Origin of the sequence: Pseudomonas oryzicola, from assembly GCF_014269185.2 — a bacterium.
Taxonomy (GTDB): Bacteria; Pseudomonadota; Gammaproteobacteria; order Pseudomonadales; family Pseudomonadaceae; genus Aquipseudomonas; species Aquipseudomonas oryzicola.
This window is the reverse complement of the sequence record NZ_JABWRZ020000001.1, coordinates 3,580,346-3,606,740: the sequence shown is the minus strand read 5'-3', so window position 1 is coordinate 3,606,740 and position 26,395 is coordinate 3,580,346. Positions and strand designations below refer to the sequence as shown.

Below are 26,395 nucleotides of genomic sequence, written 5' to 3'. Positions count from 1 at the left end.
GGCTGGTCCTGCAAGAGCACCCCAGCGCAGCCCGAACAGCAGTCCGAACCCCGCGTCGGTTTCAGGATGCGCCTGGTCGCTCGCACGCAATCCTCCGGCGCCACAAGTGCCATGCTTGCAGGATGCCTCGGACCAGCACGCGCAGACGTGCGGCCGCAGGCAAGGAGGCCGCTGGCACCACGCAACCGTGACGTGGCCGGTGCGCCGCAGCAGAACACGCCGGATACCTGCCCATACAACCATTCAGGCGGGTCCGTGATGCCGAGGTCCGCTGTATGCCTGAAGATTTGCTCCACCTGCCCGTGATCCACGACATCCTGGCGCGCGACAAGGATACCCCCGGCGCCCTGTTGCCGATCCTGCATGCCATCCAGCACGCCATCGGCTACGTCCCCGATGCCGCTGTCCCCGAAATTGCTCATGCCCTCAACCTCAGCCTGGCCGAGGTCCGCGGGGTGATCAGCTTCTACCACGATTTCCGTACCACACCGCCGGCACGCCACACCCTGCGCCTGTGCCGCGCCGAGTCGTGCCAGAGCCGTGGCGCCGAGGCGCTGGCCGCGCAGCTACGCGAGCAGCTGGCGCTGGACGACCATGGCACCAGCGCCGACGGCGCCATCAGCCTGCGCCCGGTGTATTGCCTGGGGGCCTGCGCCTGCTCGCCGGCACTGGAGCTGGATGGCCAGCTACATGCGCGCCTCACCCCTGAACGCCTGCGGGCGTTGGTCGACGCCTGCCGGGAGGACGCCGCATGCTGAAGCTCTACATGCCCTGCGATTCGGTAGCCCGTGCGGTTGGCGCTGACCAGGTCGTCGATGCCTTGCAGCGCGAGGCCGAACACCGCCAGCTGGCCGTGGATATCCAGCGCACCAGCTCACGCGGGCTCTACTGGCTGGAGCCGCTGCTGGAGTGCGACAGCGCGCAAGGGCGCCTGGGTTTCGGCCCGCTCACCCCTGAAGACGTACCGGCCTTGCTCGATGCCCTGGTCGCTGAACCCGCTGGCCACTCGCTGGCACTCGGGCCGGTCGAACAAATTCCGTATCTCCAGACCCAGCAGCGCCTGTTGTTCGCCCGCGCCGGCATCACCCGGCCTTTGTCGCTGGACGATTACCGTGCCCATGGCGGTTTCGCCGGCCTTCAAGCGGCTGTGGCTTTGGGCGGTGCCGATGTAGTCGCCGCCGTGCTCGATTCCGGCTTGCGTGGCCGGGGTGGCGCGGCCTTCCCGGCCGGCATCAAGTGGCGTACCGTGCGTGACGCCGGGGCAGGGCAGAAGTACGTGGTGTGCAATGCCGACGAAGGCGACTCGGGGACTTTCGCCGACCGCATGCTGATGGAAGGCGACCCGTTCCTGCTGATCGAAGGGATGATCATCGCCGGCCTCGCCGTGGGCGCCGACAAGGGCTACATCTACGTGCGCTCGGAATACCCCGACGCCATTCGCGTGCTCGACCAGGCCTTCGCCATCGCCCGTGATGCTGGCTACCTCGGCAGCGACGTGGCCGGCAGCGGCCAGGCGTTCGAGCTGGAAGTGCGGGTTGGCGCCGGTGCCTATATCTGCGGTGAAGAAACCGCACTGCTCGAGTCCATCGAAGGCAAGCGCGGCATCGTCCGTGCCAAGCCGCCGCTGCCCGCGCTGCAAGGCCTGTTCGGCCTGCCGACGCTGGTGCACAACGTACTGACCCTGGCCTCGGTGCCAATCATTCTGGCCAAGGGTGCGGGGTTCTACCGTGACTTCGGCATGGGCCGCTCGTTGGGCACCATGCCGTTCCAGCTGGCCGGCAACATCCGCCACGGCGGGCTGGTCGAACGTGCCTTCGGCCTGACCCTGCGCGAGCTGGTGGAAGGCTATGGCGGCGGCACGGCCAGCGGCAGGCCGCTGAAGGCGGCCCAGGTGGGTGGGCCGCTCGGCGCCTGGGTGCCGCCCAGCCACTTCGATACGCCGCTGGACTATGAAGCCTTCGCGGCCATGGGCGCGATGCTCGGTCATGGCGGTGTGGTAGTGGCCGACGACACCCTGAACATGGCCAGCATGGCGCGCTTTGCCCTGCAATTCTGCGCCGAAGAATCCTGCGGCAAATGCACCCCGTGCCGCATCGGCTCGACCCGCGGCATGGAAGTGGTCGACCGGCTGATCGCCACCAGCGACCTGACCGAACGCCATGACCAGGCCCTGTTGCTGCGCGACCTGTGCGACACCATGCAGTACGGATCGCTGTGCGCCATGGGCGGCATGACCGCCTACCCGGTGGCCAGCGCCCTGAAGTACTTCCCCGCCGATTTCGGGCTGACCCACACGGAGGCCGCGCAGTGATCAATTTCTTCGACCCCGCTTCTGATAAAAGCTGCGACCTCGGCACCCCGGCGCGTGACAGCGAGGTGCAGGTCAGCCTGAGTATCGATGGCCGCTCCGTCACCGTGCCCGCCGGCACCTCGGTGATGCGTGCCGCCGCCATGCTTGGCACCAGCATCCCCAAACTGTGCGCCACCGACAGCCTCGAAGCCTTTGGTTCGTGCCGCATGTGCATGGTGGAAATCGAAGGCATGCGCGGCTACCCGGCGTCCTGCACCACGCCGGTCAGCGAAGGCATGGTGGTGCGCACCGAAACCCCGCGCCTGGCCGGGTTGCGCCGCAACGTCATGGAACTGTACATCTCCGACCACCCGCTGGACTGCCTGACCTGTTCTGCCAACGGCAACTGCGAGCTGCAGACCGTCGCCGGCCAGGTGGGCCTGCGCGAGGTGCGCTATGGCTACGACGGGGCCAACCACCTGGCCGAGAAGAAAGACGTATCCAACCCGTATTTCGACTACGAGCCGAGCAAGTGCATCGTCTGCAGCCGCTGCGTGCGCGCCTGCGAGGACATCCAGGGTACCTTCGCCCTGACCATCACTGGCCGTGGCTTCGAGTCCCGCGTGGCGGCGGCGGGAGGGGAAAACTTCCTCGCCTCCGAATGCGTCTCGTGCGGTGCCTGTGTGCAGGCCTGCCCGACCGCGACCCTGACGGAAAAGAGCCTGGTGCAGCTGGGCCAGCCCGAGCGCGCAGTCATCACCACCTGCGCCTACTGTGGCGTCGGCTGCTCGTTCCGCGCCGAAATGAAAGGCGACCAACTGGTGCGCATGGTGCCGGACAAGAACGGCGGCGCCAACCACGGCCATGCCTGCGTCAAGGGCCGTTTCGCCTGGGGCTACGCCACCCACCCGGACCGCATCACCAAGCCGATGATCCGCAAGCGCCTGGAAGACCCCTGGCAGGAAGTCAGCTGGGACGAGGCGGTCAGCTACGCGGCCAGCGAGTTCCGCCGCATCCAGCTCAAGTACGGGCGCGACTCCATCGGCGGCATCACCTCCAGCCGTTGCACCAACGAAGAAGCCTACCTGGTGCAGAAACTGGTGCGCACCGCATTTGGCAACAACAACGTCGACACCTGCGCGCGGGTGTGCCATTCGCCCACCGGCTATGGCCTGAAGCAGACCCTGGGCGAGTCCGCCGGTACGCAAAGTTTCGATTCGGTGATGCAGGCCGACGTGGTGCTGGTGATTGGTGCCAACCCCACCGACGCGCACCCGGTGTTCGGTTCGCAGCTCAAGCGCCGCCTGCGCCAGGGCGCTCGGCTGATCGTGATCGACCCACGCCGTATCGACCTGGTCGATTCGCCGCATGCCCGCGCCGAGCTGCACCTGCAGCTGCGCCCGGGCACCAACGTGGCCATGCTCAATGCCCTGGCCCATGTGATCGTCACCGAAGGCCTGCTGGCTCAGGACTTCATCGACGCACGCTGTGAAACCGCGGAATTCACCCGCTGGCGCGACTTCGTCAGCATGGCGGACAACGCCCCCGAAGTGCTCGGCCCGGTCTGTGGCGTACCGGCCGAACAGATCCGTGCTGCCGCTCGGCTCTACGCCACCGGTGGCAACGCAGCCATCTACTACGGCCTGGGCGTGACCGAGCACAGCCAGGGCAGTACCGCAGTGATGGGCATCGCCAACCTGGCCATGGCCACCGGCAACATCGGCCGTGAAGGGGTAGGCGTGAACCCGCTGCGCGGGCAGAACAACGTGCAGGGCTCCTGCGACATGGGTTCGTTCCCCCACGAACTGCCCGGCTACCGGCATATTTCCAACGAGGGCGTACGCGCCGAGTTCGAGCGTGCCTGGGGTGTGACCCTGCAGCCCGACCCGGGCCTGCGCATCCCCAACATGTTCGAGGCGGCGCTGGACGGCAGTTTCAAGGCGCTGTACTGCCAGGGCGAGGACATTGCCCAGAGCGACCCCAACACCCAGCACGTGACCGCAGCCTTGCTGGCGATGGAGTGCGTGGTGGTACAGGACATTTTCCTCAACGAAACCGCCAAGTTTGCCCATGTCTTCCTGCCGGGCAGCTCGTTCCTGGAAAAGGATGGCACCTTCACCAACGCCGAACGGCGCATTTCGCGGGTGCGCAAGGTCATGGAGCCGCTGGCCGGCAAGGCCGACTGGGAGGCGACCATCGCCCTGGCCAACGCCTTGGGCTACCCGATGAACTACCGCCACCCGTCCGAAATCATGGATGAGATCGCCCGCCTGACGCCGACCTTCCACCGCGTCAGCTATGCCGAGATCGACCGCCACGGCAGCCTGCAGTGGCCGTGCAACGACGCCGCGCCTGATGGCACGCCGACCATGCACATCGACCAGTTCGTGCGCGGCAAGGGCCGCTTCATGCTCACCGGCTATGTCGCCACCGACGAGAAGGTCAACAACCGTTACCCGCTGTTGCTGACCACCGGGCGCATCCTCAGCCAGTACAACGTCGGCGCCCAGACCCGACGCACCGCCAACGTCGCCTGGCATGACGCCGACCGCCTGGAAATCCACCCGACCGACGCCGAAAGCCGGGGCATCCATGACGGTGACTGGGTCGGCATCGGCAGCCGTGCCGGGCAGACCGTGCTGCGCGCCAAGGTCAGTACGCGGGTGGCGCCGGGGGTGGTGTACACCACGTTCCACTTCCCCGAATCGGGGGCCAACGTGATCACCACCGACAACTCCGACTGGGCCACCAACTGCCCTGAGTACAAGGTGACGGCGGTGGAAGTGGTGAAAGTGTTCCAGCCTTCGCAGTGGCAGAAGCGTTACCAGGATTTCAGTGAGGAACAGCAGCGGTTGCTGCAGGAGCGCCGTGGCGCAGAGAAGGCCGAGGTGCGCCGATGAGTGCCGACAACCTGGTCAAGATGGCCAACCAGATTGCCCACTACTTCGACAGCGAGCCGGACCACACGCTGGCGGTGCAAGGGGTACGCAACCACCTGCAAAGCTTCTGGACGCCGGCGATGCGCCGGCAATTGGCGGAGTGGAGTGCGGCCCACGCGGGGGAGGGGCTTGACCCTAAGGTGCGGGAAGCGTTGGGCTAGCCAACCGGGGCTGCTTTGCAGCCCGTCACCGGCAAGCCAGCTGCCACAGGTACCGCGTCGATTGTAGGCGCGGATTTACCCGAGAAGCAGGCGACGCGGTGGCTGGCACCGGCTGTGCCGGTGATCGCGGCTGAAGCCGCTCCTACAGGGATAGCGCCAACTGTAGGAGCGGATTTATCCGCGAAGCAGGCGGCGCGGTGGCTGGCACCGGCTATGCCGGGGATCGCGGCTGAAGCCGCTCCTACAGGTGCAGCGTCAACTGGAGGCGCGGATTTATCCGCGAAGCATGCGCTGAGCTGCGAATGACGCGAGGTCAGTGCAGTCGCTGTGGGCGCTGGCTTATCGGCGATAGGGCCCGACAGGCTGGATTCAGCCGCGGGCCAATTCCGCCAGGTGGGCAATGGCCTCTTCGCTCTTGAGCACCAGCACATCCCCCACCAGCGCATCCAGCACCACCTCCGAAGTATTGCCAATCAACGCCCCGGAAATTCCCGTGCGGCACACCGTACCGATCACCGTCACCACTGCATCGAGCTTCTGCTCGGTGTGCGGGATCAGCACATCGGCCGGCCCTTCGGCCACGTGCAGGCGCTCCTCGCTGATGTCGTACTCGATCTGGAACGCCTTGCACGCCTCGCGATAACGCTTTTCGATGGTCTCGCTCAACTGGTACACCGGGTCCGAGGCCGACAGCATCGGCGAGGGATGGGCGCTGATCACATGCAGCTCGCCCTTGGCCAGTTCGGCAATCCCGAAGCCATGGTCGATGATGCTCGCATGCAGGCGCCGGTGGTCTTCGTCCTGGTTGCCCACGTCCACGGCGGCGAGAATCTTGCCGCCGGCCCACGGTCGCTCGCTCTTGACCATCAGCACCGCGCTCGGGCACTGGCGCAGCAGCTTCCAGTCGCTGGGGGTGAGCAGGGCCTTTTTCAGCGGGTTGTCGGGGCGGTGTTCCTTGATCACCAGTTCGCAGCCTTCGGCCTGCTGCACGGCGATGATCGACTCATGCAAGTTGTCATGCCAGGCCTGTTCATGGGTGACCTTGTCATAGCCGTCATCATGCAGCTGGCTGCTCAGCAGGCTCAGCAGTGCGCTGTGGTCATGCTTCTTGTCGCACATCAGCAGGTGCAGGCGCGCACCGGTGAGGCCGGCAATCAGCTTGGCCCGGGTCAGGGCCCGGCTGTGGGCATGCGCGGGGTCGAGGACGACGAGGATGCTGCGGACGGCTTGCATGGGCGTTAGCTCCGTTCAAAGGTGGCGACCAATGCCTGACTATAGTCGGCGCTTCCCCCGCTGGCGCTTGATGTACATCAAGCATAGTCACTGGCGCCGCCCGCCGCCGCCGGTATAATCGCCGGCCCTGCCTGTTCTTTGTGGTTGCACGCTCATGTCCCTGATCCCCGAAATCGACGCCTTTCTTGGTTGCCCGACGCCAGACGCCTGGATCGAAGCGGCGCTCGCCGACCAGGAAACCCTGCTGATCGACCACAAGAACTGCGAATTCAAGGCCGCCAGCACCGCGTTGAGCCTGATCGCCAAGTACAACACGCACCTTGACCTGATCAACATGATGTCGCGCCTGGCCCGCGAGGAACTGGTGCACCACGAGCAAGTGCTGCGCCTGATGAAGCGCCGTGGCGTGCCACTGCGCCCGGTGTCGGCGGGGCGTTATGCGTCGGGGCTGCGGCGCCTGGTGCGTGCCCACGAGCCGGTCAAGCTGGTGGATACGCTGGTAGTGGGGGCGTTCATCGAGGCGCGCAGCTGCGAGCGTTTTGCCGCATTGGTGCCGCACCTGGACGAGGAGCTGGGCCGCTTCTACCACGGCCTGCTGAAAAGCGAAGCGCGCCACTACCAGGGTTACCTGAAACTGGCGCATCATTACGGCGATGAGGCAGACATCGCCCGCCGGGTGGAACTGGTCCGCGCAGCGGAAGTCGAGCTGATCCAGTCACCGGATCAGGAACTGCGCTTTCACAGCGGTATCCCGCTGGCGCAGGCCGCCTGATCGCACCAGGCGGCCGCGGCGTCAGTGACGCCGGCCCAGCAGCAGGCCGACCAGCAGCCCGAGGCCTGCGGAAACCGCCACGGTCTGCCATGGATGGCCGCCAATGTAGTCCTGGGTGGCCTCCACCACTGGTTGCGCCCTGTTGCGCATCCTGTTGGCAGCCTGGCGCGCCTGACGCAGTTTCAACTGCACCTGCGCACGCAAGGTTTCTGCCTCGTCACCTACCAGGGCGGCGCTGTCGTTCAGCAGCCGTTCCGATTCTTCGATCAGCGCCTGCAGTTCGCTGAATACCTGGTCCTTGATCTGGTCGCTGTCGGTCAGCGTGGCGCTTTTCCGGGCCATGAACTCGTCCTCGTCGATGGTTGGCTGGAACAATGGATACCGGTGCACCAGAAAAGTTGCTTCGGCGTGCGCCCGGGGTGTTGGTGTAAGATAGCCGCCATTTACGATCAAGCGGGTGATTCATGAGTTTCAATCTGGCCAACATGAGCTTCGAGGAACGGGCACAGATCGAGGCGGAGAAGGCACGGCTGTTCGAGCTGTGGCAGAGCAACCTGGGCAAGGCCAAGGCCGACGCGGCGCGGCTGATCGCCGAAAAGCCGCGGCGCAAGGGCAAGTGGGCCGAGTGGGTACGTGCCGAACTGGACGGCATGGCGCCGCCGGAATACGCCAACATGGTGCGCAGCGAAGTCAACAAACTGATGGCTGCCGCCAGCGCCAACCGCTAGTCTCCATCGCCTGGTGGCTACCAGTAGCCGCCTTTGGGCAGGTCCAGCCTGCCCTCGTCGGTAAAGCGCACGGTCCCCAGCGGCCCACCGGCCAGCTTGCCGCGTAATTTGTAGGGCAAGCCTTGCAACGTGCCAACCTGGCCCAGCCCATAGGCCTGGCGCAGGAAGGCGAATGCCGTGATGCTCACCGGCACCACGATCACCGCTTCGGCATATCGGCCAATGTGCCCTTGCTGGTCACTGACCCCAGCGGCCAGCGGCTGGCCGTTCACCTCCAGGTTCAAGGCAATGCCGTTGTAGTCGATCGGCGTTTCATTAGGGTTTTGCACACGCATTTTCACGGCCATGCGTAGCTCCAATTCCTGCCCTGGCAGCGGCTCGATGCCGATCACGCTGATATTCACCGGGTCGCGTGGCTGGAACAGGGCACAGGCCCCTGGGCCGCAGGCCAGCAGCATGATCAGCAACAGGCGGGTATAACGATACAGACGGGCAGTCATGGCGGACGACCTTGCCGGAGTGAGCGGTCGGTCAGTGTGGCAAATGCGCGACAGCGTTGAAAGTGTCGGTACAGATGAAAGATACTGTTTCTCATTAACGTCCGATAATCCCTCCTACTGGCCGTAACTGATCCCATGCTGACCTCACCCGTATCGGGCCTGTTGACGAGTTTCCAGGAACACTACGACGACCTGCTGCAGTTCTTGACCCGGCGCATGAGCGACCGCCAGCGCGCCGCCGACGTGGCGCAGGAAACCTACCTGAAGCTGGTGAACATCGACCAGCAGGCGCTACCGGTGCTGCACGCGCGCCGTTTCATCTTCCGCGTGGCCGGCAACCTGGCGATCGATGCCATGCGTCGCGAACAGCGCATCGCCGCCAGCCACGAGCACAGCGATGGGGCCGGCGAGGTGGCCTGCCCGGGGCCAGCGCCGGAGGCTGCATTGCTGGCCCGGGAACGTTTGCAGGTCCTCGACCAGGCGCTGCTGCAGCTGTCCGACAACGCTCGTCAGGCGCTGTTGCTCAACCGCATCGAAGGCCTGACCCAGGCGCAGGTGGCACAACGGCTGGGCGTTTCCGAGAGCATGGTGGCCAAGTACATCGGCCAGGCCCTGCGCCATTGCCGCGACCACCTCAAGCAGGCGGGGCTGGCTGCTTCGCTGTTGCTGGCCATGGGTGTGGCGGGTTGGCAGCAGGCACCGGCGCTGCTGGCGGATTATCACACCGGGGTAGGGCAGCGGCAGGTCATCAGCCTGGCTGACGGCTCGCGGGTAACGCTGAACAGCGCCAGTGCCATCAGCGTGGCGTTCAGTGGTCGTGAGCGCCGTGTGGTGCTGGAGTCCGGGGAGGCTTTGTTCGAGACCACGGATGATCCACGGCCGTTTGTGGTCGATACCGCCGGCGAACGTGTGCAGGGCGGCGCGGCCACCTTCAGCGTGCGCCGTGATGGCCATGTGGTGCTGGCACGAGGCGAAGCCAGGGTTGGCGAGCATGCACTGCCCGTCACGGCCGATGCCGGCGCGCAGATGGCCTGGCAGCGCGGCAAGCTGATCTTCAATGGCAGGCCGCTGGGGCAGGTGCTGGCGGAGCTTGAGCGTTACCGGCATGGGCGGATCGTGTTGTCGGACAGCAAGCTGGCGGCGATGGAGGTCAGCGGGGTGTTCGACCTTGATGAGCCGCAAGCCCTGTTGCGGACCTTGGAGCAGCGCTATGGCTTGCGGGTTACCTACCTGCCCTGGCTGGCCGTGGTTTATTGAGCCGCTATAGCGGTTTTTTGCGGCTGAAGCTGCTCCTGCAGGGGCTCGATAGCCTTCCACACCTGTGGGCTTACCCGCGAAGAGGTTGACCCAGGCAGAATGAAAATTTTTTTCATTTGCCACTGCAAGTTCCGGCAAGCCAGATCGTCGTAGGGGGACTGATCAGCAACTCATTCTCATTTACGACTTGTCTGGAAGCTCATCCGTGCCTCTGATGCTCAAGCCCTTGTTCCGCCGCCGCGTTCCTCTTCACCATGCCCTGATCTCCTGCAGCGCCCTGGCCATGCTGCTCGGCCCGCTGCAGGCTGGCGCCGCGACTGCTGCCGACCAGGCCCAGGTCCAGGCGCGCCAGGTCCGGCTGGACCTGCCAGCCCAACCTTTGGATCAGGCCCTGACCACCTTCGCCGACCAGGCCGATTTGCACCTGCTGTATACCACCAGCGACGTCGCCGGCCAGGCCAGCCCGGCCATGCAGGGTAGCTACAGCATCGAGCAGGCCCTGCAATTGCTGCTGGCTGGCAGCGGCATGCGCTGGCACTTCAGCGATGCCCGTACGGTCACCCTGCACAAGGCCGAAAGCGCACCGCAGGCCGTCAACCTCAAACCGATCGAAGTCAGCGTGGCCTCGCGCACCAGTACCGCGATCAGTGAAATCCCCGGTACCGTATGGGTGGTCGACCAGCAGCAGCTGCGCGAGCAGATCGACAGCGGCGTCAGCCTGAAGGAAGCCATCGGCAAACTGGTGCCAGGCCTTGACCTGGCGCCAGAAGGGCGCACCAACTATGGCCAGAACATGCGCGGGCGCAACGTACTGGTGATGATCGACGGGGTCAGCCAGAACAGCTCGCGCGGCCTGTCGCGCCAGTTCGACAGCATTTCGCCGTTCAACGTCGAGCGGGTCGAAGTGTTGTCCGGCGCCAGCGCGATCTACGGTGGCGGCGCCACTGGCGGCATCATCAACATCGTGACCAAGAAGGGGGAGCCGGGCCCGGCACGCTTCGAGACCCAGCTCGGTGCCAGCAGCGGCTTCAACAATAGCGACGACCTGGCCACCCGCTTCGCCCAGTCGATCAGCGGCGGCAACGAGCGGGTCAACGCCCGGCTGGGTATCTCCGGCGAGCAGAACGAAGCCTTTTACGACGGCGCTGGCGAGCAGATCTTCATCGACAACACCCAGACCGACCTGCAGTACAACCGCACTGTCGACGTGCTCGGTACCCTCGGGCTGCAGTTGAACGACCAGCAGAGCCTCGACCTGCTGGCCCAGTACTACGACTCGGGTAACCATGGCAGCACCGGTATCTACTTCCCCAACCTGAACTACAACGCCCCATCCGACCTGGAGGACGCCGAACTGCGCAGCGGCTACTCGTCGGGCCTGGAGCCGCGGACCCGGCGCCTGCTGCTCAACGCCAACTACCACCACACCGAGGTTCTGGGCCAGGATTTCTACCTGCAGGCCTCGTATCGCAAGGAGGACGACAACTTCTATCCGTTCCCGTACTACAACCGCGCCACACCCACCGGCTCGCGCGGGGTGTACTTCGCCGCCTCGCAGCAGAACATCGAGGTCAGCAGCCTCAAGGGCCTGTTCGCCAAGCAGTGGGACACGCTGAAACTGACGTATGGTGTCGATCTGGACCATGAGCGTTTCAATGCCCAGCAGACTACCTTCAATGCCCAGACTTCCTCCGAGTCGGGGGGCCTGGAGCTGGACAAGGACAGCAAGGCCGCGCGCTACCCCAGCTACCAGGTCGACGGCGTATCGGTGTACGCCCAGCTGGACTGGCATGCCAGTGACAACCTGACCCTGTCCGGCGGCGCCCGGCGCCAGCAGATGGACGTGGACGTCAGCGACTTCAAGGGGGTGGCGGGTGGCAGCAATGATTACCAGGTCAATCTGTTCAACGTCGGGGCCATCTACGACTTCAAGAACGGTCATCAGCTGTGGACCAACTACGGGGAAGGCTTCGACCTGCCGGACCCGGCCAAGTACTACGGCAAACCCGGCCTGAGTGTCGCCGACAACCCGCTGGCCGGCATCAAGAGCCGCCAGGTGGAACTGGGCTGGCGCTATGCCGACCTGGACTGGGACGCCCAGGCGGCGCTGTACTACATCTGGTCGGACAAGATCATCAATGTCGATTCGCAAACCCTGACCATCGATGTGGAAGAGCAGAAGAGCCGTGACTTCGGTTTCGAAGGCGCGCTGACCCGCCACTTCCTGAGCAGCTGGGAAACCGGCGGCACCTTGCACCTTACCCGTTCCGAGCAAGAGGATGCCGATGGTGACTGGATCAAGCGAGATGCCCGCTATGCCTCGCTGTCCAAGGCCACCGCGTTCATCGGCTGGAAGGGTGATGGGCGCACGGCGCGGTTGCAGGCCAATCATGCGTTCAGCCTGAAGGACGATGCCGACCACGAGATCGACGGCTACACCACCTTCGACCTGCTGGGTAGCCAGGACACCGGCTTCGGCACCTTCAGTGCTGGCATCCAGAACTTGCTGGACAAGCAGTACAGCACGGTCTGGGGGCAGCGCGCGACGCTGTTCTATTCGCCGACCTACGGGCCGGCGTACCTGTATGACTACCAGGGGCGCGGGCGCACCTACACCCTGACCTGGAGCATGGCTTACTGACCCTGGTCCCAGGGTGGAATTGCCCCTGGCAGGAGCGGATTTATCCGCGATGCAGGCGATGCGGTGGATGGCACCGGCTGCGCCGGTGATCACGGCTGAAGCCGCTTCTGCAGATGCCGCGCCAGCTGCCGTACCTGTGGGTAAGCCCGCGATGTGGCCGGTTCAGGCAAACGCCGCCAGCAAATCCTGTGCAAATGCCTGCTGTGCCTCGCCAACCCCCTGCGCCCGATGCCGGGCCAAGGTAAACGGCACGACGAAATCCAGCCCCGGATTCAACGCCCATAACACCCCCTCGGCCTCCCAGGTCTGTGCGTAATGACGGGGCAGGTAACCGATATGCCGCCCCGACAGGACAAACGTCAGCACGCTCTCGATCTGTTCTGCCACTGCCATGCTGCGCCGGCTCTGGAACGGCTCGCCGCCTGTCAGAAGCCGGTACGGATGACGCACCTGGTCCATCTCCAGCAAGCGCTCGCGCGCCACGTTGGTGATGCCGAACAGCACATGCCCCTTACCGCAATACAGCCGCTGCCGCTCGTCGAACAGCGGCTGGTAATCGAACGCCGCCTGGTTGCCGGAGAAATAGCTGATGGCATAGTCCAGCCGCTGCTCCAGCAACAGTCGCTCCAGCTCCGCCGGCGGCGCGCTGATCAGCTCCAGCTGCACGGCCTCGGCGCGCCGGCGAAACGCCGCGATGGCCGCTGCAAGCCGCATGCTCACCGCCTTGTCCTGGTTCTCCGCCATACCAACCCGAACCGTCCCCAATAGTCGCCCGGCCACTCCATTGGCCTGCTGGCGGAAGCGCTCGATGTCCAGCAGCAGGTCACGCGTTGCGTCCAGCAGCAACGCGCCTTTTTCGGTCAGGGCAAAACCGCCCTTGCCACGGCTGCACAGGCGGTAGCCCAAGCGCGTTTCCAGCTGCGCCATGCGCTGGCTGATGGTGGGCTGGCTGAGGCCCAGCACCCCCTGGGCGGCGCTGAAGCCACCGGCCTCGACTACAGTGACGAACAGCCGCAGCAGGTGCAGGTCGGGGTCGTGCAGTTGTCCGAGCATTACATTGCTCCTGAGGAATGTCAGCTTTGCAAACTTACCATTCCTGCAATGTAACCCGGCTGGCATGCTCGCGGCATCCACCCACTTGTCGAGGTGCCTGCCATGCGTCGCTCGTTGTGCTTGCTGTCTCTGCTTCTGGCCTTGCCGCTGCAGGCCGAGGAAAAGGTCGTCAATCTCTACAGCTGGGCCGACTATGTCGCCCCGCAGACACTGCAGCGCTTCGAGCAGGAAACCGGCTACCAGGTGCGCTACGACACCTTCGACACCACCGAAGTGCTGGAAACCAAGCTGCTGACCGGTGGCAGTGGCTATGACGTGGTGGTGCCGTCTTCCACCGTACTGGCCCGGGCGCTGAAGGCCAATGCCCTGCAGCCGCTCGACGCCCAGGCCATGCCCGGCTATGCCAACCTCGACCCGGACCTGCTGGCCAAGCTCGCCGAGGCCGACCCCGGCAACCGCCATGCCGTGCCCTACACCTGGGGCACTCTGGGCCTGGGGGTGAATGTCGAAGCGGTGCGCCAGCGCCTGGGCGATGTGCCGCTGGACAGCCTCGACCTGTTGTTCAAGCCCGAGTACGCCAGCCGCCTCAAGGACTGTGGCATCGCCATGCCTGACTCGCCGCAGGAAGTGATCGGCGTCGCCCTGAACTACCTGGGCAAGGACCCATACAGCCAGAGCAAGGGCGACCTGGCTGCGGCGCAACAGCTGTTGAGCCAATTGCAGCCTTCGATCAGCTACGTCGCCAATGGCCGGCAGATCAGCGACCTGGCGAACGGCAGCGTGTGCCTGGCGTTGACCTACAACGGCGATGCCGCGATGGCCGCTGACCAGGCGCGCCGCGCCGGCAAGCCGTTCGAGCTGATTTACCGCATCCCCCGCGAGGGGACGCTGGTCTGGCAGGACAACCTGGTCATCCCCAGGGACGCCCCGCACCCCGAAGCGGCGCGGGCGTTCATTGCCTTCATGCTCAAGCCCGAGTCGGTCGCCGCGCTGACCAATACGCTGTTCTTCGCCAACGCCAACCAGGCAGCCACGCCGCTGGTGGACGAAGCCGTGCGCAATGACCCGGACATCTACCCGCCGCAGGCGGTGCGCCAGCGGCTGTATGCCGACCGCAGCATGGCCCTGGCCGACCTGCGCCAGCGCAACCGCCTGTGGACCGCCTTCCGCAGCCGCCAGTAACCCATCTCGACACAGGAGCCCGACCGTGGAGCACGCTGCAAGCAATGACCAGGCCATGACCCGCGACAGCCTGTACGGCACCGCCGCGGAAAGTACCTACGCCGGTATCACCAGTTTTTCCCGCCGCCGCTACAGCCGCGACTTGCGTGGCGTCGATGTGGTGGTCAGCGGGGTGCCGTTCGATACGGCTACCAGCAACCGCCCTGGCGCGCGCTTCGGCCCGCGGGCGATCCGCGCCGCCTCGGTGCAGCAGGCCTGGGCCCGCCACTGGCCGTGGGCGTTCGACCCGTTCGACCACCTGGCGGTGATCGATTACGGCGATTGCGCCTTCGACAGCGGCACGCCGCAATCGGTACCGGACAGCATCGAGGCCCATGCGGCGCATATCCTGGAGGCGGGCTGCGCCATGCTCACCCTGGGCGGCGACCATTTCATCAGCTACCCGCTGCTCAAGGCCCACGCCCGGCGCCACGGCCCGCTGGCGCTGATCCACTTCGATGCGCACAGCGATACCTGGCCGGACGAACACGGTGAGTCAGTGTGCAAGCGCATCGACCACGGCACGATGTTCTGGCATGCCGCCCGCGAAGGCCTGGTGGACCCGGCCTGTTCGGTGCAGATCGGCCTGCGCACCACCAATGACGACAGCCAGGGCTTTGCCATACTCGATGCCCGCCAGGTGCACCGCCAGGGCACCGAGGCGGTGATTGCGGCGATTCGCCAGCGGGTGGGTGAACGGCCGGTGTACCTGACCTTCGATATCGACTGCCTCGACCCGGCCTACGCGCCCGGTACCGGCACGCCGGTGTGCGGCGGGCTTAGCACGTTGCAGGCGCTGGAAATTCTCGGTGGGTTGCGCGGTATCAACCTGGTGGGCATGGACCTGGTGGAGGTGGCACCGGCCTATGACCACGCCGATATCACCGCGCTGGCGGGGGCGACCCTGGCGATGGAGATGTTGTGCCTGTATGCGGCGCGGCACAAGGTGAAGGAGCAGTAGTCAGGGCCGGGGAGAACGCTTCCCCTGCAGAGCGGCCTGGTGTCGCGAAGGGCTGCGAAGCGGCCCCCGAAGCCCATGTTGAAATATCAGGAATCATCTCTGCCCGCATTCACGCTTTTGCCGCGAACCCTTCGCGCCGTAGGCTATCAAACCCATCAGCCGCGGCATTTTCGTACAGGAGGTGAAGCATGGCCCCGACGTTGCCCATCCTGGCATTCGGCTTGGCGCTGTCTCTGCCCGCGCTCGCCGCTGCCGGGTCATCTGTACAAATCGCCGCCAGCGACAACCCCTACAACAGCCCGATCCAGCGCGCCAACCCCAACAGTCGCCAGGGCAGCATGCCGGCCACGCCGCCGCAGCGCGGCCCGTCCACCGCGCCGTACCTGCGCACACCCACACTGGATAATCATGGCATTGGCAACGGCGACAATCTGCGTCGCCAGCAACAAACCCCGAACCTGGAGCCCACCCGGCCGCCTCGCGACAACCCGCGCGCGCCGTGAGCCAAGTACGCAAAGGAATCCTGCATGCGCCAAGCATCCTGGCTTGTCACCGTCACTGCCGCCGCACTGCTGCCGTTGTTGGCGCAGGCGGCGGCCGAACGACAGTTTCGCAGTGAAGAAGGCAGCTTGACCGTCAATACCGTAGCCGATGGCCTGCGCCACCCGTGGGCCTTGGCGTTTCTGCCGGGGGGCAAGGACATGCTGGTCACCGAGCGTGCCGGCAACCTGCGGCTGGTCAACGCCGAAGGCAAGGTCGGCCCACCGATCAGCGGCGTGCCCAAGGTCTGGGCCGAGGGCCAGGGCGGCCTGCTGGATGTGGTGCTGTCACCGGATTTCGCCAAGGACCGCACCGTTTACCTGTCTTATGCCGAGGAAGGCAGTGATGGCAAGGCTGGTACCGCAGTGGGCCGTGGCCAGTTGTCCACGGACCGTGCCCGGCTGGAGAATTTCAGCGTGATCTTCCGCCAGCAGCCCAAGCTGTCGGTCGGCAACCACTTCGGCTCGCGCCTGGTGTTCGACCGCGCAGGCTACCTGTTCATTGCCCTTGGCGAGAACAACCAGCGCCCCACCGCCCAGGACCTGGACAAGTTGCAAGGCAAGATCGTGCGCATCCTGCCAGACGGTGAGGTACCCAGGGACAACCCCTTCGTTGGCCGGGACAATGTGCGGCCGGAGATCTGGTCGTATGGCCATCGCAACCCGCAAGGCGCCGCGCTCAATCCCTGGACCGGCAAGCTCTGGATCCACGAGCACGGCCCACGTGGCGGCGACGAGATCAACATCCCCAAGCCTGGCAAGAACTATGGCTGGCCGGTCGCGACCCATGGCATCAACTACTCGCTGCTGCCTGTTCCCGAGGCCGAGGGCAAGCATGTGGACGGGATGGTCGACCCGCACCATGTCTGGGAGCAGTCGCCGGGTGTCAGCGGCATGGCATTCTATGACAACCCGAAGTTCAAGGCGTGGGACCACAACCTGTTCATTGGTGCGTTGGCCAGCCAGGAGCTGATCCGCTTGCAGCTGAATGGCGACAAGGTGGTGCATGAGGAGCGATTGCTGGGTGAGCTGAAGGTGCGTATCCGCGATGTGAGGATGGGGCCGGACGGGTACCTGTATGTACTGACTGATGCCAAGGACGGTGCGCTGCTGAAAGTCGGGCTGGGCGACGGCAGCTGACGCGGCCCCTGTAGGAGCGCCCGTCGGGTAGAATGCCGCGCATGGCTATCGACCCTCAATCCCTCTACCAGCAGGCCCTGACCACCCAGGGCTATGTCGCTGACCCCGCCCAGGCTCGCGCCGTCGAGGCTTTGCAGGCCTGCTTCCAGGCTGTCGAACAAGGCCGTGCCAGCCACGGCATCTACCTCTGGGGCCCGGTCGGCCGTGGCAAGACCTGGTTGATGGACCAGTTCCACCGGTGCCTGCAGGCCGCCAGTCGGCGTCAGCATTTCCACCATTTCATGGCCTGGGTCCACCAACGGCTGTTTCAGCTCAACGGCACCGCCGACCCACTGCTGGTGCTGGCCCGGGAGCTGGCCGGGCAGATCCGCGTGCTGTGTTTCGACGAGCTGTTCGTCAACGACATCGGTGACGCGATCATCCTCGGTCGCCTGTTCCAGGTGCTGTTCGACCAGGGCGTGGTCATCGTCGCCACCTCCAACCAGCCACCCGAACAGCTGTATCACGACGGCTTCAACCGTGAGCGTTTCCTGCCAGCCATCGCCGCCATCCAGCGGCACATGCAGGTACTGCCGGTTGCCGGTGAGCAGGACCATCGCCTGCACCCCGGTGCCGCCCGCCAGCGTTACTGGGTGGCGCAGGCAGGGCAGGCCAGCCAGTTGGCTGAAGTGTTCCGCCAACTCAGCCCGAGCGATGCGGGCCACGATCAGCCGTTGCCCCTCGGTGCCAGGCAGGTGCAGGTGGTGCGGCGCAGCGAGCAGGCCATCTGGTGCCGCTTCACCGACCTGTGCGAACAACCGCTCGCGGCCATGGAGTTCATGGCCCTGTGCGACCGTTTCCCGGCCATCCTTGTATCGGGCATTCCGGCGCTGGGCGGTGAGCAGCGGGCCGGGCGCATTGCCCGCGGCACCGAGGACGGCGCGCGGCGGGTGGTGGCGGGCGAGCGCGAACTGCCGGCGCTGTCACCCAAGGACGATGCGGTGCGCCGCTTCATTGCCCTGGTCGACGAATGCTACGACCGCCGGGTGGCGTTGTACCTGGAGGCACAGGTGCCGCTGGAGGCCCTCTACACTCAAGGGTATCTGGCGTTCCCGTACCAACGAACCCTGAGCCGGCTACGGGAGATGCAACTGCAACGCTTCGCCTGAAAAGGAGTGTAGCCATGGAGCCGTTGTCGCATTATCTGCTGACCCAGGCCTACAACAATGGCTGGGCCAACCACCGCTTGTACAAGGCTTGCCTGCAACTGACCCAGGACGAATTCGTCGCCCCGCGCTGCAGCTTTTTCCCGTCGATCAAGGCCACCCTCAACCACCTGCTGACGGTGGACTGGTTCTACCTGCACATGCTCGAGTGCGAGCAGCGTGGGGAATTGCCTGGCGCCGATGGCGAGCGCTTTTTCGAGCCGGAGCAGCCGTTTGCCACCTGTACCGACCTGCAGGCCGAGCAGGCCCAGGCCGATCATCGGCTGATCAGCTATTGCCGTAGCTTGCGAGATGATGAGCTGGGGCGCTATGTGAACATTGTGCGGCCCGACCGGGTGCAGCGCGAACAACGCTTGCGCCTGCTGGCACATCTGTTTCAGCACCAGGTGCATCACCGTGGGCAGGTGCACGCGATGCTCAGCGACACGGCAATCTGGCCACCGCAGCTGGACGAGTTTTTCTGCGAGGAGGAGGCTGGCTTGCGGGCCGGCGATTTTGCCGAATTAGGCTGGACCGAGGCGCAAGTCTGGAAAGGGTAGAGGAACCCTGCGGGCAAACCCGCTCCCGCAGGGGCCAATAACTGGCTTGCTTGTTCAGCTACTCCATTACCGCCAATGCGGGCAGCGAGACATCAGTAGTTGGCGACCACCGTGTCCTTGCCATCCTGGGTCACGCCGATGACCTGGTAGGCGTCCTTGTGGTCACCCATTTCCATGCCCGGCGAGCCCATGGGCATGCCCGGCACGGCCAGGCCCTTGAGGTCGTTGCGCTTGGCCAGCAGGCGTACCTGCTCGGCCGGCACGTGGCCTTCGACGAACTTGCCGTCGATCACCCCGGTGTGGCAGGAGGCCAGGCGTGGCGCCACCCCCAGGCGTTGCTTGACTGCGCTCATGTTCGGCTCGACGTGGTCGTTGACGGTGAAACCATTGTCGCGCAGGTGGCTGATCCAGGCTTTGCAACAGCCGCAATTGGGATCGCGGTACACGTCGATGGTCTCTGCGGCCTGGGCCAGGCCGGTGACGGCCAGCAGGCCCAGGGTCAGCAGGTGTTTGCGCAGCATGGTGAAGCACTCCTTCCGGCGGTAGGTCAGCCGCCAAGTATAAGCGGCTTGCAGGATGTTCGCCCCTGGCAGCTGTCAGGCAGCTGAGACGCACATTACAGGATTGTCAGCTGGCCACCTCGTCACTGCCGAGGTCGCGCATCAGCAGGGCGTAGTCGAGGGCCACCTGCTCGGGAATCGGCAGATACACCACATGGCCGTCACCTGGTGCCACCTCGATCGGCTGCTGCTGGCGGTTGCACAAGCGGTGCAGGTCGAAGTGATAGTTGCCGCGCGGCGTCATCAGCTCCAGGTGGTCGCCCACCGCGAAGCGGTTTTTCACCCGGACTTCGGCCAGGCCATCGACACGCGTCCCGGTCAGCTCGCCAACGAACTGCTGGCGCTCGGATACCGAGTTGCCGCGTTGGTAGTTCTGGTATTCGTCGTGCACATGGCGGCGCAGGAAGCCCTCGGTGTAGCCGCGTTGTGCCAGTGATTCGAGGTTGTCCATCAGCGCACGGTCGAATGGCCGCCCGGCCACCGCGTCGTCGATGGCCTGGCGGTACGCCTGCACGGCACGCGCGCAGTAGAAGTGCGACTTGGTGCGACCCTCGATCTTGAGCGAGTGCACACCCATGTCTGCCAGGCGGGCGACATGCTGGATGGCCCGCAGGTCCTTGGCGTTCATGATGTAGGTGCCGTGTTCGTCTTCGAATGCAGGCATTTCGCTGCCGGGGCGGTTGCTCTCCTGGAGCAGGAACAACTGCTCGGTCGGTGCACCCAGGCCCAGGGTCGGTTGCACTTCGCGCACGATGTCGCCGGTCGCATTCTCGGTGGCGGGCGTGGCGTCGTACTTCCAGCGGCAGGCGTTGGTGCAGGTGCCCTGGTTGGCATCGCGCTTGTTGAGGTAGCCCGACAGCAGGCAACGGCCGGAATAGGCCATGCACAGGGCTCCGTGGACGAACACCTCCAGCTCCATGTTCGGCACCTGCTGGCGGATTTCCTCGATTTCGTCGAGCGACAGCTCGCGCGACAGGATCACCCGGCTCAGGCCCAGTTGCTGCCAGAACTGCACGCTGGCCCAGTTGACCGTGTTGGCCTGCACCGACAGGTGCACCGGCATCTGCGGGAAGTGCTGGCGCACCAGCATGATCAAGCCAGGGTCGGACATGATCAGCGCGTCCGGCGCCATCTCGATCACCGGCGCCAGGTCCTTGAGAAAGGTCTTCAGCTTGGCGTTGTGCGGGGCGATGTTGACCACCACGTAGAAGCGCTTGCCCAGGGCATGCGCCTCCTGAATGCCCTGCGCCAGGTTGGCATGGTCGAACTCGTTGTTGCGCACCCGCAAGCTGTAGCGCGGCTGGCCGGCGTAGACCGCGTCGGCGCCATAGGCAAAGGCGTAGCGCATGGTCTTGAGGGTGCCGGCGGGGGCCAGCAGTTCGGGCTTGGCGATAGGGTTCATGTGCGCACCGGGGCAAAAGGCGCGGATGCTAGGGCTGGTGGACATTCCGTGTATTGATCTGCATCAAGGAAAGCGTGGCACTTTTACCCGGACGGCACGCACTAATATCCAGAAGCCATGCGAGGACATGCGATGAACGAAGCTGCTTTACAGAACCGGGCCCTGGCAGTGCTTTTGGCGCTGGTAACCATCGCCTTCGTCTGGATTCTGCTGCCTTACTACGGTGCGGTTTTCTGGGCGGTGATCCTCGGCATCCTGTTCGCGCCGCTGCAGCGCCACCTGCTGATCCGCTTCGGGCGCCGGCGCAACCTGGCCGCAGCCACCACCTTGCTGGTATGCCTGCTGGTGGCGGTGTTGCCGGTCATCATCACCAGTGCGCTGCTGGTGCAGGAGGGGGCCCTGCTTTACCAGCGCATCGAGAGCGGGCAACTGGACATCGCCGGCTATGTCGAGCGCGGCAAGGACATGCTCCCGACCTTCGCCCAGCGCGGCCTGGACAGCATGGGCATGGGCAACCTGGACGGGCTGCGTGACAAGATCAGCAAGTGGGCGACCCAGGGCAGCCAGGTGCTGGCCAGCCGAGCGTTCAGTTTCGGCCAGGGCACGTTCGAATTCGTGGTCAGCTTCGGCGTCATGATGTACCTGTTGTTCTTCTTCCTCCGCGAAGGCGCGGAGGTCGCCCGCCGGGTGCGGCTGGCGGTACCGCTGCCCGAGCAGCAGAAACGCCGCCTGCAGTTGAAGTTCAACCGCGTGGTGCGGGCGACGGTGAAAGGCAACGTGCTGGTGGCCATTACCCAGGGGGCGCTGGGGGGCTTCATCTTCTGGGTGCTGGATATTCCCAGTGCGCTGGTGTGGGCGGTGCTGATGGCGTTTCTGTCACTGCTGCCAGCGGTGGGCGCTGGCATTGTGTGGGCGCCGGTGGCGGCGTATTTCCTGCTGACCGGGGCGATACTGCCGGGGGTGATCCTGACCGCTTTCGGAATACTGGTGATCGGCCTGGTGGACAACCTGCTGCGGCCGATCCTGGTGGGCAAGGATACGCGCATGCCGGATTACCTGATCCTGGTGTCGACCTTGGGCGGGCTGGCCGTGTTCGGCCTCAACGGTTTCGTCATCGGGCCGTTGATCGCGGCATTGTTCGTGTCGAGTTGGGCGATCTTCGCCGCGACCAAGCCGCAGGTGCAGTTGCCGGAGTAAGGGTATGGGCCGCAGAGCGGCCCCGATGGGCGGTTCAGGATGCCTGCGGCATCTCGCCCTTGGCCAGGCGCCGGTTGATATCGGCGATCACCTCGGGCAGTTCATTGATCGTGTCGATCAGGTAATGCGGACGGGAGCCGGCGAACAATGCATGGATGCGCTGGCGTTCGCTTTCCAGCTTCTCGGCGCTCAGCGCGCGGTAGCCTTCCCAGGTCAGCCCCAGGGCATTGCCCGAGCACACCAGGGCTACGGTCCACATGCCGGCACGGCGGCCCTCGAGAATACCCGGCACGGTGTCGTCGACCTTCACGCAGGCCGCCACATCGTCGATGCCCAGCGCGATCACGTTGGCCAGGGCCTGGGCTGGCCAGGGGCGACCGTTCGGGGTTTCGTCGGTGGCCACCACGTGGTCAGCCACGTAGCCGTTCTGCGCCGCCAGCGCCACCACCTTGTCCATCACCACTTTCGGGTAGCCCGAGCACGAGCCGATCTTCAGCCCGTCCCGACGCAGCCCGGTGAGCGTATCCAGGGCGCCGGGAATCAGCGCCGAGTGCACGGCGATCTTTTCGATCTGCAGCGGCATGAAGCGGTTGTAGATGGCGGTGACATCAGCGTCGGTCGGGGTACGGCCGAACACCTGGCGGTAGCGCTCGGCGATTTCCGGCACATTGCACAGGGTGCGAATATGGTCCCACTTGCCCATGCCCATGGGGCCGCGGGCTTCTTCGATGGAGACCTGCACATCGAATTCGGCGAAGGCTTCGACAAAGATCTGGGTCGGGGCGAAGGAGCCGAAATCGACCACGGTACCGGCCCAGTCGAGAATGGCGGCCTGCAGCCGGGTAGGGTTGCTGTAGTTCATGTGCGCTGATTCCTGAATTGGCTGGGCAAAGGTCAGATGTGCAGTACTTCCATTTCCCGCAGCACTTCGGCCACGGCATTCACGGCGGCTTGCATACCGTCTGCCCCGACCACGCCAATGCAGCCGACGCGGAAGGTTTCGACCTGGGTCAGCTTGCCCGGGTAAAGGATGAAGCCCTTGGCCTTGACCCGCTCGTAGAAGTCCTGGAACCGATAGCGGGTATCGTTCGGCGCGTGGAAGGTGACGATGATCGGCGCCTGGATCTCGGCCGGCAGGAAGCTGCGCAGACCGAGGGCGGCCATGCCGGCGAGCAGGGTCTTGCAGTTGTCGGCGTAGCGCCGCTGCCGGGCTGGCAGGCCACCTTCCTCGTTGTACTGCTGCAATGCTTCGTGCAGCGCGGCCACCACATGGGTTGGCGGGGTGAAACGCCACTGGCCGGTCCTGGCCATGTAGGCATGCTGGTCGTGCAGGTCCATGGCCAGCGAGTGGGCATTGCCCTCGGCGGCGGCCAGGGCGGCTTTTTCAGCAAACACGAAGCCCATGCCGGGTACGCCTTCCAGGCACTTGCCGGAGGCGGCGATCAGCGCCTCGAAGGGGATTTCGCGGGCATCGATGGGCAGTGCGCCGAACGAGCTCATGGCGTCGATGATCAGACGCTTGCCGTGGCCTTTGACCACCTGGGCGATCTCGGGCAGCGGGTTGAGGATACCGGTGCTGGTTTCGCAGTGGATCAGCGCGACGTGGCTGATGGCCGGGTCGGCGACCAGCAGGCGCTCGACGTCGGCGGCGGTGGTCGGCTGGTCTTCGGCCGTCTCGAAGGTGCTGTAGGTACGGCCCAGCACTTTGCAGATCTTTGCCAGGCGCTGGCCATAGGCGCCGTTGATCAGCACCAGGACCTTGCCTTCCCGCGGCACCAGGGTGCCGATGGCCGCTTCCACGGCGAACGTGCCGCTGCCTTGCAGGGGCACGCAGTGGTGGCTGGCGCTGCCGTCGATGATCGCCAGCAGTTGCTCGCAGACACTGGCAGTCAGTTGGTTGAAGTCGCGGTCCCAGGAGCCCCAGTCCACCAGCATGGCTTGGCGGGTGCGGATTGATGTGGTCAGGGGACCGGGAGTCAGCAGAATCGGGGCGTTGCTCATTCCGTTATTCCTCACAAGCGGTGGGCTGAAACTACGGGGCCTAGGTTGCAATTGGCGTTGTCATCAATCAAATTGTTTGTTGTTATTCGAGCTATAAGTCGGGCCGATACATATGAACCTGTTCCAGTTGCGTGCCTTCGATGCCGTGGCCCGTGAGGGCAGCTTCACCCGTGCCGCCGCACGCCTGTTCATCAGCCAACCGGCAGTGACCGGGCACGTCAAGGCGTTGGAGGAGCATTACCAGATCACCTTGCTGCGGCGTACCGCGCGGCGGGTGGAGTTGACGGCAGAGGGCACCCGCCTGGCGGCCATCACCCGCGCCATGTTCGGCCTGGCCGAAGAGGCGCAGGCCATGCTCGAGGCCAACCGCCAATTGCTGACCGGGCGCCTGGAGGTAGCGGCCGATGGCCCGCACCGGGTCATGCCGATGCTGGCACTGCTGCGCGAGCGCTACCCGGGCATTACCGTCAACCTGCGCTTGGGCAATGCCCAGGAAACCTTGGCTGCATTGCTCAGCGAGCATGCCGACGTGGCCGTGCTGACCGAGATCGAACCGCGCAAAGGCCTGCATTTGCAGAACCTGTGCGAGTCGCGCTTGTGCGCGTTGCTGCCGGCGGGGCATGCCTGGGCCAACAGCGAGGGTGATTTGCCGCTGGCTGAATTGCACCAGCAGATCATGGTGTTGCGCGAACCCAGCTCCACCACCCGGCGTACCTTCGACAAGGCCTGCAACAAGGCTGCCGTGCAACCTCGGGTGCTGCTGGAGCTGGATAGCCGCGAGGCGGTGACGGAAGCGGTGGCCTCGGAGCTGGGCATTGGCGTGGTGTCGTCCACCGAAGTGGCCAATGACCCACGCGTAGTGGCACGGCCGCTGGCCGGTGACGGCCTGGTCAACCAGCACCTGATCGGCTGCCTGGAGCGTCGCCGCGAGCTGCGCCTGATCCAGGCGTTCCTCGGCCTGGCGACGGGGCTGTGATGGCTGTTTTCAACGGGGCGGCCTAAGATGGCCGGCATTGAGCCGACAGGACTGTCGATGAGCGAAAAAGACACCATTTCCATGCAACTGGTGCGCGAGGCACTGTTGCAGACTTGTCCCGCTGGCGAGCCCGATACCGGCTTGCTGGCGCGGGCGGGTATCGCCGTCGAACAGCTGCACCTGCCGGCGGCACGAGTCAGCGCCGAGTCCTATGCCCGGCTCTGGCGACTGCTGGCGCGGCGCTGCAACGATGAGTTCTTCGCCATGGACCCGCGCGGTCTGCGCAGCGGCAGCCTGGCCTTCATGTGCCGTGCCAGCATGGGCCAGCCGACCCTGGGCGCCGGCCTGGAAACTGCGCTGGCGTTCCTGTCACTGATGCTTGAGGACCTGCAGCCAAGCCTGGTGCGCCAGCAGGGCCTGGCCGAAATCGTCATCAACGAACCGCGTGACACACCGCGCCGTGCTTTCACCTATTTCACCTTCTGGATGATCGTGCACGGTGTGACCTGCTGGCTGGCCGGGCGGCGTATCCCGATCCTGGCCATCGATCTGCGCTGTGCCGAGCCGCCTTTCTGTGATGACTACCGGGTGATGTTTTCGGAAAACCTGCAGTTCGAGCGCCCGCGTACGCGCATGATCATCGCTGCCGAATGCCTCGAGCTGCCGCTGCGGCGCAGCGAAGAAGAACTGCAGCGCTTTCTGGCCGAGGCACCAGGCAACATCCTGGTCAAGTATCGTGACCCGGCCAGCCTGGGGCGGCGTATTCGCACCGACCTGCTGCGCCTGGACCCGGGGCAGTGGCCCGATGGCGACAGCCTGGCGCGCCAGCTGTGCCTGTCGCCCTCTACCCTGCGCCGACGGCTGGCCGAAGAAGGGCAGAACTACCAAGGGTTGAAGGACAGTGTACGACGTGAGCTGGCGATTGCCTGGCTGAGCCAGGAAGACGCGGCCATGGGTGCAATCGCCGAACGCTTGGGTTTTGCCGACAGCAGTTCGTTCTACAAGGCGTTTCGCAAGTGGTTCGGCTGCAACCCCGGGCATTACCGGGCGCTGATCCTCAAGCGTGGCAGTGGCAGCTAG

Annotated in this window: 25 protein-coding genes; 17 read left to right on the top strand and 8 right to left on the bottom strand. The window is 65.1% G+C overall.

Going from position 1 to position 26,395, the window contains the following annotated elements; all coding sequences use genetic code 11:
• Positions 1-275 precede the first annotated feature (275 nt).
• The 4 genes from HU760_RS16550 to HU760_RS16535 are packed head-to-tail and all read left to right on the top strand — an operon-like array spanning position 276 to position 5,390.
• Positions 276-758, top strand: a complete 483-nt coding sequence (locus tag HU760_RS16550) for a formate dehydrogenase subunit gamma (RefSeq protein ID WP_186678451.1) — start codon at positions 276-278, stop codon at positions 756-758.
• On the top strand, positions 752-2,311 hold the full coding sequence (locus tag HU760_RS16545; protein ID WP_186678449.1) for a formate dehydrogenase beta subunit: 1,560 nt from the start codon (positions 752-754) through the stop codon (positions 2,309-2,311). The genes HU760_RS16550 and HU760_RS16545 overlap by 7 nt, the downstream gene beginning before the upstream one ends.
• Complete coding sequence (gene fdhF, locus HU760_RS16540) at positions 2,308-5,190, top strand: formate dehydrogenase subunit alpha (protein ID WP_186678447.1); 2,883 nt, start codon at positions 2,308-2,310, stop codon at positions 5,188-5,190. The genes HU760_RS16545 and fdhF overlap by 4 nt, the downstream gene beginning before the upstream one ends.
• Positions 5,187-5,390 (top strand): formate dehydrogenase subunit delta, encoded by a 204-nt coding sequence (locus HU760_RS16535; protein WP_186678445.1) that lies wholly within the window; start codon positions 5,187-5,189, stop codon positions 5,388-5,390. The genes fdhF and HU760_RS16535 overlap by 4 nt, the downstream gene beginning before the upstream one ends.
• Before the next feature lie 369 nt (positions 5,391-5,759).
• Here HU760_RS16535 and HU760_RS16530 read toward each other — a convergent pair whose 3' ends face one another.
• On the bottom strand, positions 5,760-6,623 hold the full coding sequence (locus tag HU760_RS16530) for a universal stress protein (RefSeq protein WP_186678443.1): 864 nt from the start codon (positions 6,621-6,623) through the stop codon (positions 5,760-5,762).
• 154 nt (positions 6,624-6,777) lie between these two features.
• Between HU760_RS16530 and HU760_RS16525 the strand changes: the two genes are divergently transcribed.
• Entirely contained in the window at positions 6,778-7,395 is a 618-nt protein-coding gene (locus HU760_RS16525; RefSeq protein WP_186678418.1) for a MiaE family protein, read from the top strand.
• A gap of 21 nt (positions 7,396-7,416) precedes the next feature.
• On the opposite strand, the gene HU760_RS16520 is transcribed toward HU760_RS16525, so the two are convergent.
• Positions 7,417-7,737: an ElaB/YgaM/YqjD family protein gene (locus HU760_RS16520; RefSeq protein WP_186678792.1), complete on the bottom strand. Its 321-nt coding sequence runs from the start codon at positions 7,735-7,737 to the stop codon at positions 7,417-7,419.
• 122 nt (positions 7,738-7,859) lie between these two features.
• Here HU760_RS16520 and HU760_RS16515 point away from each other — a divergent pair, with 122 nt between their 5' ends.
• Positions 7,860-8,123: a hypothetical protein gene (locus tag HU760_RS16515; RefSeq protein WP_186678415.1), complete on the top strand. Its 264-nt coding sequence runs from the start codon at positions 7,860-7,862 to the stop codon at positions 8,121-8,123.
• A gap of 17 nt (positions 8,124-8,140) precedes the next feature.
• Here HU760_RS16515 and HU760_RS16510 read toward each other — a convergent pair whose 3' ends face one another.
• Positions 8,141-8,623, bottom strand: a complete 483-nt coding sequence (locus tag HU760_RS16510) for an LEA/WHy family protein (RefSeq protein ID WP_186678413.1) — start codon at positions 8,621-8,623, stop codon at positions 8,141-8,143.
• A 135-nt stretch (positions 8,624-8,758) separates the two neighbouring features.
• Between HU760_RS16510 and HU760_RS16505 the strand changes: the two genes are divergently transcribed.
• Complete coding sequence (locus HU760_RS16505) at positions 8,759-9,880, top strand: sigma-70 family RNA polymerase sigma factor (protein WP_186678411.1); 1,122 nt, start codon at positions 8,759-8,761, stop codon at positions 9,878-9,880.
• A gap of 214 nt (positions 9,881-10,094) precedes the next feature.
• The gene (locus HU760_RS16500; RefSeq protein WP_186678790.1) at positions 10,095-12,521 is read left to right on the top strand and encodes a TonB-dependent receptor; all 2,427 of its coding nucleotides are present in this window, start codon (positions 10,095-10,097) and stop codon (positions 12,519-12,521) included.
• Positions 12,522-12,683: 162 nt separating this feature from the next.
• Here HU760_RS16500 and HU760_RS16495 read toward each other — a convergent pair whose 3' ends face one another.
• Positions 12,684-13,574, bottom strand: a complete 891-nt coding sequence (locus tag HU760_RS16495) for a LysR family transcriptional regulator (protein ID WP_186678409.1) — start codon at positions 13,572-13,574, stop codon at positions 12,684-12,686.
• 102 nt (positions 13,575-13,676) lie between these two features.
• On the opposite strand from HU760_RS16495, the gene HU760_RS16490 reads away from it, so the two are divergent.
• From HU760_RS16490 to HU760_RS16465, 6 genes are all read left to right on the top strand, one after another.
• The gene (locus HU760_RS16490) at positions 13,677-14,756 is read left to right on the top strand and encodes a polyamine ABC transporter substrate-binding protein (protein ID WP_186678407.1); all 1,080 of its coding nucleotides are present in this window, start codon (positions 13,677-13,679) and stop codon (positions 14,754-14,756) included.
• 25 nt (positions 14,757-14,781) lie between these two features.
• A complete protein-coding gene (gene speB / locus HU760_RS16485; protein ID WP_186678405.1) occupies positions 14,782-15,756 on the top strand; it encodes an agmatinase in 975 nt (324 codons plus the stop codon).
• Between the two features lie 188 nt (positions 15,757-15,944).
• Positions 15,945-16,259, top strand: a complete 315-nt coding sequence (locus tag HU760_RS16480; RefSeq protein WP_186678403.1) for a hypothetical protein — start codon at positions 15,945-15,947, stop codon at positions 16,257-16,259.
• Between the two features lie 24 nt (positions 16,260-16,283).
• Positions 16,284-17,435, top strand: coding sequence for a PQQ-dependent sugar dehydrogenase (locus HU760_RS16475; protein WP_186678401.1), 1,152 nt, complete (start codon positions 16,284-16,286; stop codon positions 17,433-17,435).
• 41 nt (positions 17,436-17,476) lie between these two features.
• Positions 17,477-18,583: a cell division protein ZapE gene (gene zapE / locus HU760_RS16470; protein WP_186678398.1), complete on the top strand. Its 1,107-nt coding sequence runs from the start codon at positions 17,477-17,479 to the stop codon at positions 18,581-18,583.
• Between the two features lie 14 nt (positions 18,584-18,597).
• On the top strand, positions 18,598-19,179 hold the full coding sequence (locus HU760_RS16465; RefSeq protein ID WP_186678395.1) for a DinB family protein: 582 nt from the start codon (positions 18,598-18,600) through the stop codon (positions 19,177-19,179).
• Positions 19,180-19,271: 92 nt separating this feature from the next.
• Here the strand turns inward: HU760_RS16465 and HU760_RS16460 are convergent, their stop codons facing one another.
• Both HU760_RS16460 and trhP read right to left on the bottom strand, forming a co-directional pair.
• Entirely contained in the window at positions 19,272-19,700 is a 429-nt protein-coding gene (locus HU760_RS16460; protein ID WP_085625662.1) for a DUF411 domain-containing protein, read from the bottom strand.
• A gap of 106 nt (positions 19,701-19,806) precedes the next feature.
• Complete coding sequence (gene trhP, locus HU760_RS16455) at positions 19,807-21,141, bottom strand: prephenate-dependent tRNA uridine(34) hydroxylase TrhP (RefSeq protein ID WP_186678391.1); 1,335 nt, start codon at positions 21,139-21,141, stop codon at positions 19,807-19,809.
• 132 nt (positions 21,142-21,273) lie between these two features.
• Between trhP and HU760_RS16450 the strand changes: the two genes are divergently transcribed.
• The gene (locus tag HU760_RS16450) at positions 21,274-22,338 is read left to right on the top strand and encodes an AI-2E family transporter (RefSeq protein WP_186678389.1); all 1,065 of its coding nucleotides are present in this window, start codon (positions 21,274-21,276) and stop codon (positions 22,336-22,338) included.
• Positions 22,339-22,372: 34 nt separating this feature from the next.
• Here the strand turns inward: HU760_RS16450 and phnX are convergent, their stop codons facing one another.
• Both phnX and HU760_RS16440 read right to left on the bottom strand, forming a co-directional pair.
• Entirely contained in the window at positions 22,373-23,200 is an 828-nt protein-coding gene (gene phnX / locus HU760_RS16445) for a phosphonoacetaldehyde hydrolase (protein WP_186678387.1), read from the bottom strand.
• A gap of 32 nt (positions 23,201-23,232) precedes the next feature.
• A complete protein-coding gene (locus HU760_RS16440; RefSeq protein WP_186678384.1) occupies positions 23,233-24,339 on the bottom strand; it encodes a 2-aminoethylphosphonate--pyruvate transaminase in 1,107 nt (368 codons plus the stop codon).
• 112 nt (positions 24,340-24,451) lie between these two features.
• Here HU760_RS16440 and HU760_RS16435 point away from each other — a divergent pair, with 112 nt between their 5' ends.
• Positions 24,452-25,315 carry a LysR substrate-binding domain-containing protein gene (locus HU760_RS16435; protein WP_186678381.1) on the top strand — a complete coding sequence of 288 codons (864 nt, stop codon included), beginning with the start codon at positions 24,452-24,454 and terminating at the stop codon, positions 25,313-25,315.
• Positions 25,316-25,372: 57 nt separating this feature from the next.
• On the top strand, positions 25,373-26,395 hold the full coding sequence (locus HU760_RS16430) for an AraC family transcriptional regulator (RefSeq protein ID WP_186678378.1): 1,023 nt from the start codon (positions 25,373-25,375) through the stop codon (positions 26,393-26,395).

Coding starts and splice junctions, on each gene's coding strand:
- HU760_RS16550 (WP_186678451.1), top strand. CDS start 276: ATGCCTGAAGATTTGCTCCACCTGCCCGTGATCCACGACATCCTGGCG.
- HU760_RS16545 (WP_186678449.1), top strand. CDS start 752: ATGCTGAAGCTCTACATGCCCTGCGATTCGGTAGCCCGTGCGGTTGGC.
- HU760_RS16535 (WP_186678445.1), top strand. CDS start 5,187: ATGAGTGCCGACAACCTGGTCAAGATGGCCAACCAGATTGCCCACTAC.
- HU760_RS16530 (WP_186678443.1), bottom strand. CDS start 6,623: ATGCAAGCCGTCCGCAGCATCCTCGTCGTCCTCGACCCCGCGCATGCC.
- HU760_RS16525 (WP_186678418.1), top strand. CDS start 6,778: ATGTCCCTGATCCCCGAAATCGACGCCTTTCTTGGTTGCCCGACGCCA.
- HU760_RS16520 (WP_186678792.1), bottom strand. CDS start 7,737: ATGGCCCGGAAAAGCGCCACGCTGACCGACAGCGACCAGATCAAGGAC.
- HU760_RS16515 (WP_186678415.1), top strand. CDS start 7,860: ATGAGTTTCAATCTGGCCAACATGAGCTTCGAGGAACGGGCACAGATC.
- HU760_RS16510 (WP_186678413.1), bottom strand. CDS start 8,623: ATGACTGCCCGTCTGTATCGTTATACCCGCCTGTTGCTGATCATGCTG.
- HU760_RS16505 (WP_186678411.1), top strand. CDS start 8,759: ATGCTGACCTCACCCGTATCGGGCCTGTTGACGAGTTTCCAGGAACAC.
- HU760_RS16500 (WP_186678790.1), top strand. CDS start 10,095: ATGCTCAAGCCCTTGTTCCGCCGCCGCGTTCCTCTTCACCATGCCCTG.
- HU760_RS16495 (WP_186678409.1), bottom strand. CDS start 13,574: ATGCTCGGACAACTGCACGACCCCGACCTGCACCTGCTGCGGCTGTTC.
- HU760_RS16490 (WP_186678407.1), top strand. CDS start 13,677: ATGCGTCGCTCGTTGTGCTTGCTGTCTCTGCTTCTGGCCTTGCCGCTG.
- HU760_RS16480 (WP_186678403.1), top strand. CDS start 15,945: ATGGCCCCGACGTTGCCCATCCTGGCATTCGGCTTGGCGCTGTCTCTG.
- HU760_RS16475 (WP_186678401.1), top strand. CDS start 16,284: ATGCGCCAAGCATCCTGGCTTGTCACCGTCACTGCCGCCGCACTGCTG.
- zapE (WP_186678398.1), top strand. CDS start 17,477: ATGGCTATCGACCCTCAATCCCTCTACCAGCAGGCCCTGACCACCCAG.
- HU760_RS16465 (WP_186678395.1), top strand. CDS start 18,598: ATGGAGCCGTTGTCGCATTATCTGCTGACCCAGGCCTACAACAATGGC.
- HU760_RS16460 (WP_085625662.1), bottom strand. CDS start 19,700: ATGCTGCGCAAACACCTGCTGACCCTGGGCCTGCTGGCCGTCACCGGC.
- trhP (WP_186678391.1), bottom strand. CDS start 21,141: ATGAACCCTATCGCCAAGCCCGAACTGCTGGCCCCCGCCGGCACCCTC.
- HU760_RS16450 (WP_186678389.1), top strand. CDS start 21,274: ATGAACGAAGCTGCTTTACAGAACCGGGCCCTGGCAGTGCTTTTGGCG.
- phnX (WP_186678387.1), bottom strand. CDS start 23,200: ATGAACTACAGCAACCCTACCCGGCTGCAGGCCGCCATTCTCGACTGG.
- HU760_RS16440 (WP_186678384.1), bottom strand. CDS start 24,339: ATGAGCAACGCCCCGATTCTGCTGACTCCCGGTCCCCTGACCACATCA.
- HU760_RS16435 (WP_186678381.1), top strand. CDS start 24,452: ATGAACCTGTTCCAGTTGCGTGCCTTCGATGCCGTGGCCCGTGAGGGC.
- HU760_RS16430 (WP_186678378.1), top strand. CDS start 25,373: ATGAGCGAAAAAGACACCATTTCCATGCAACTGGTGCGCGAGGCACTG.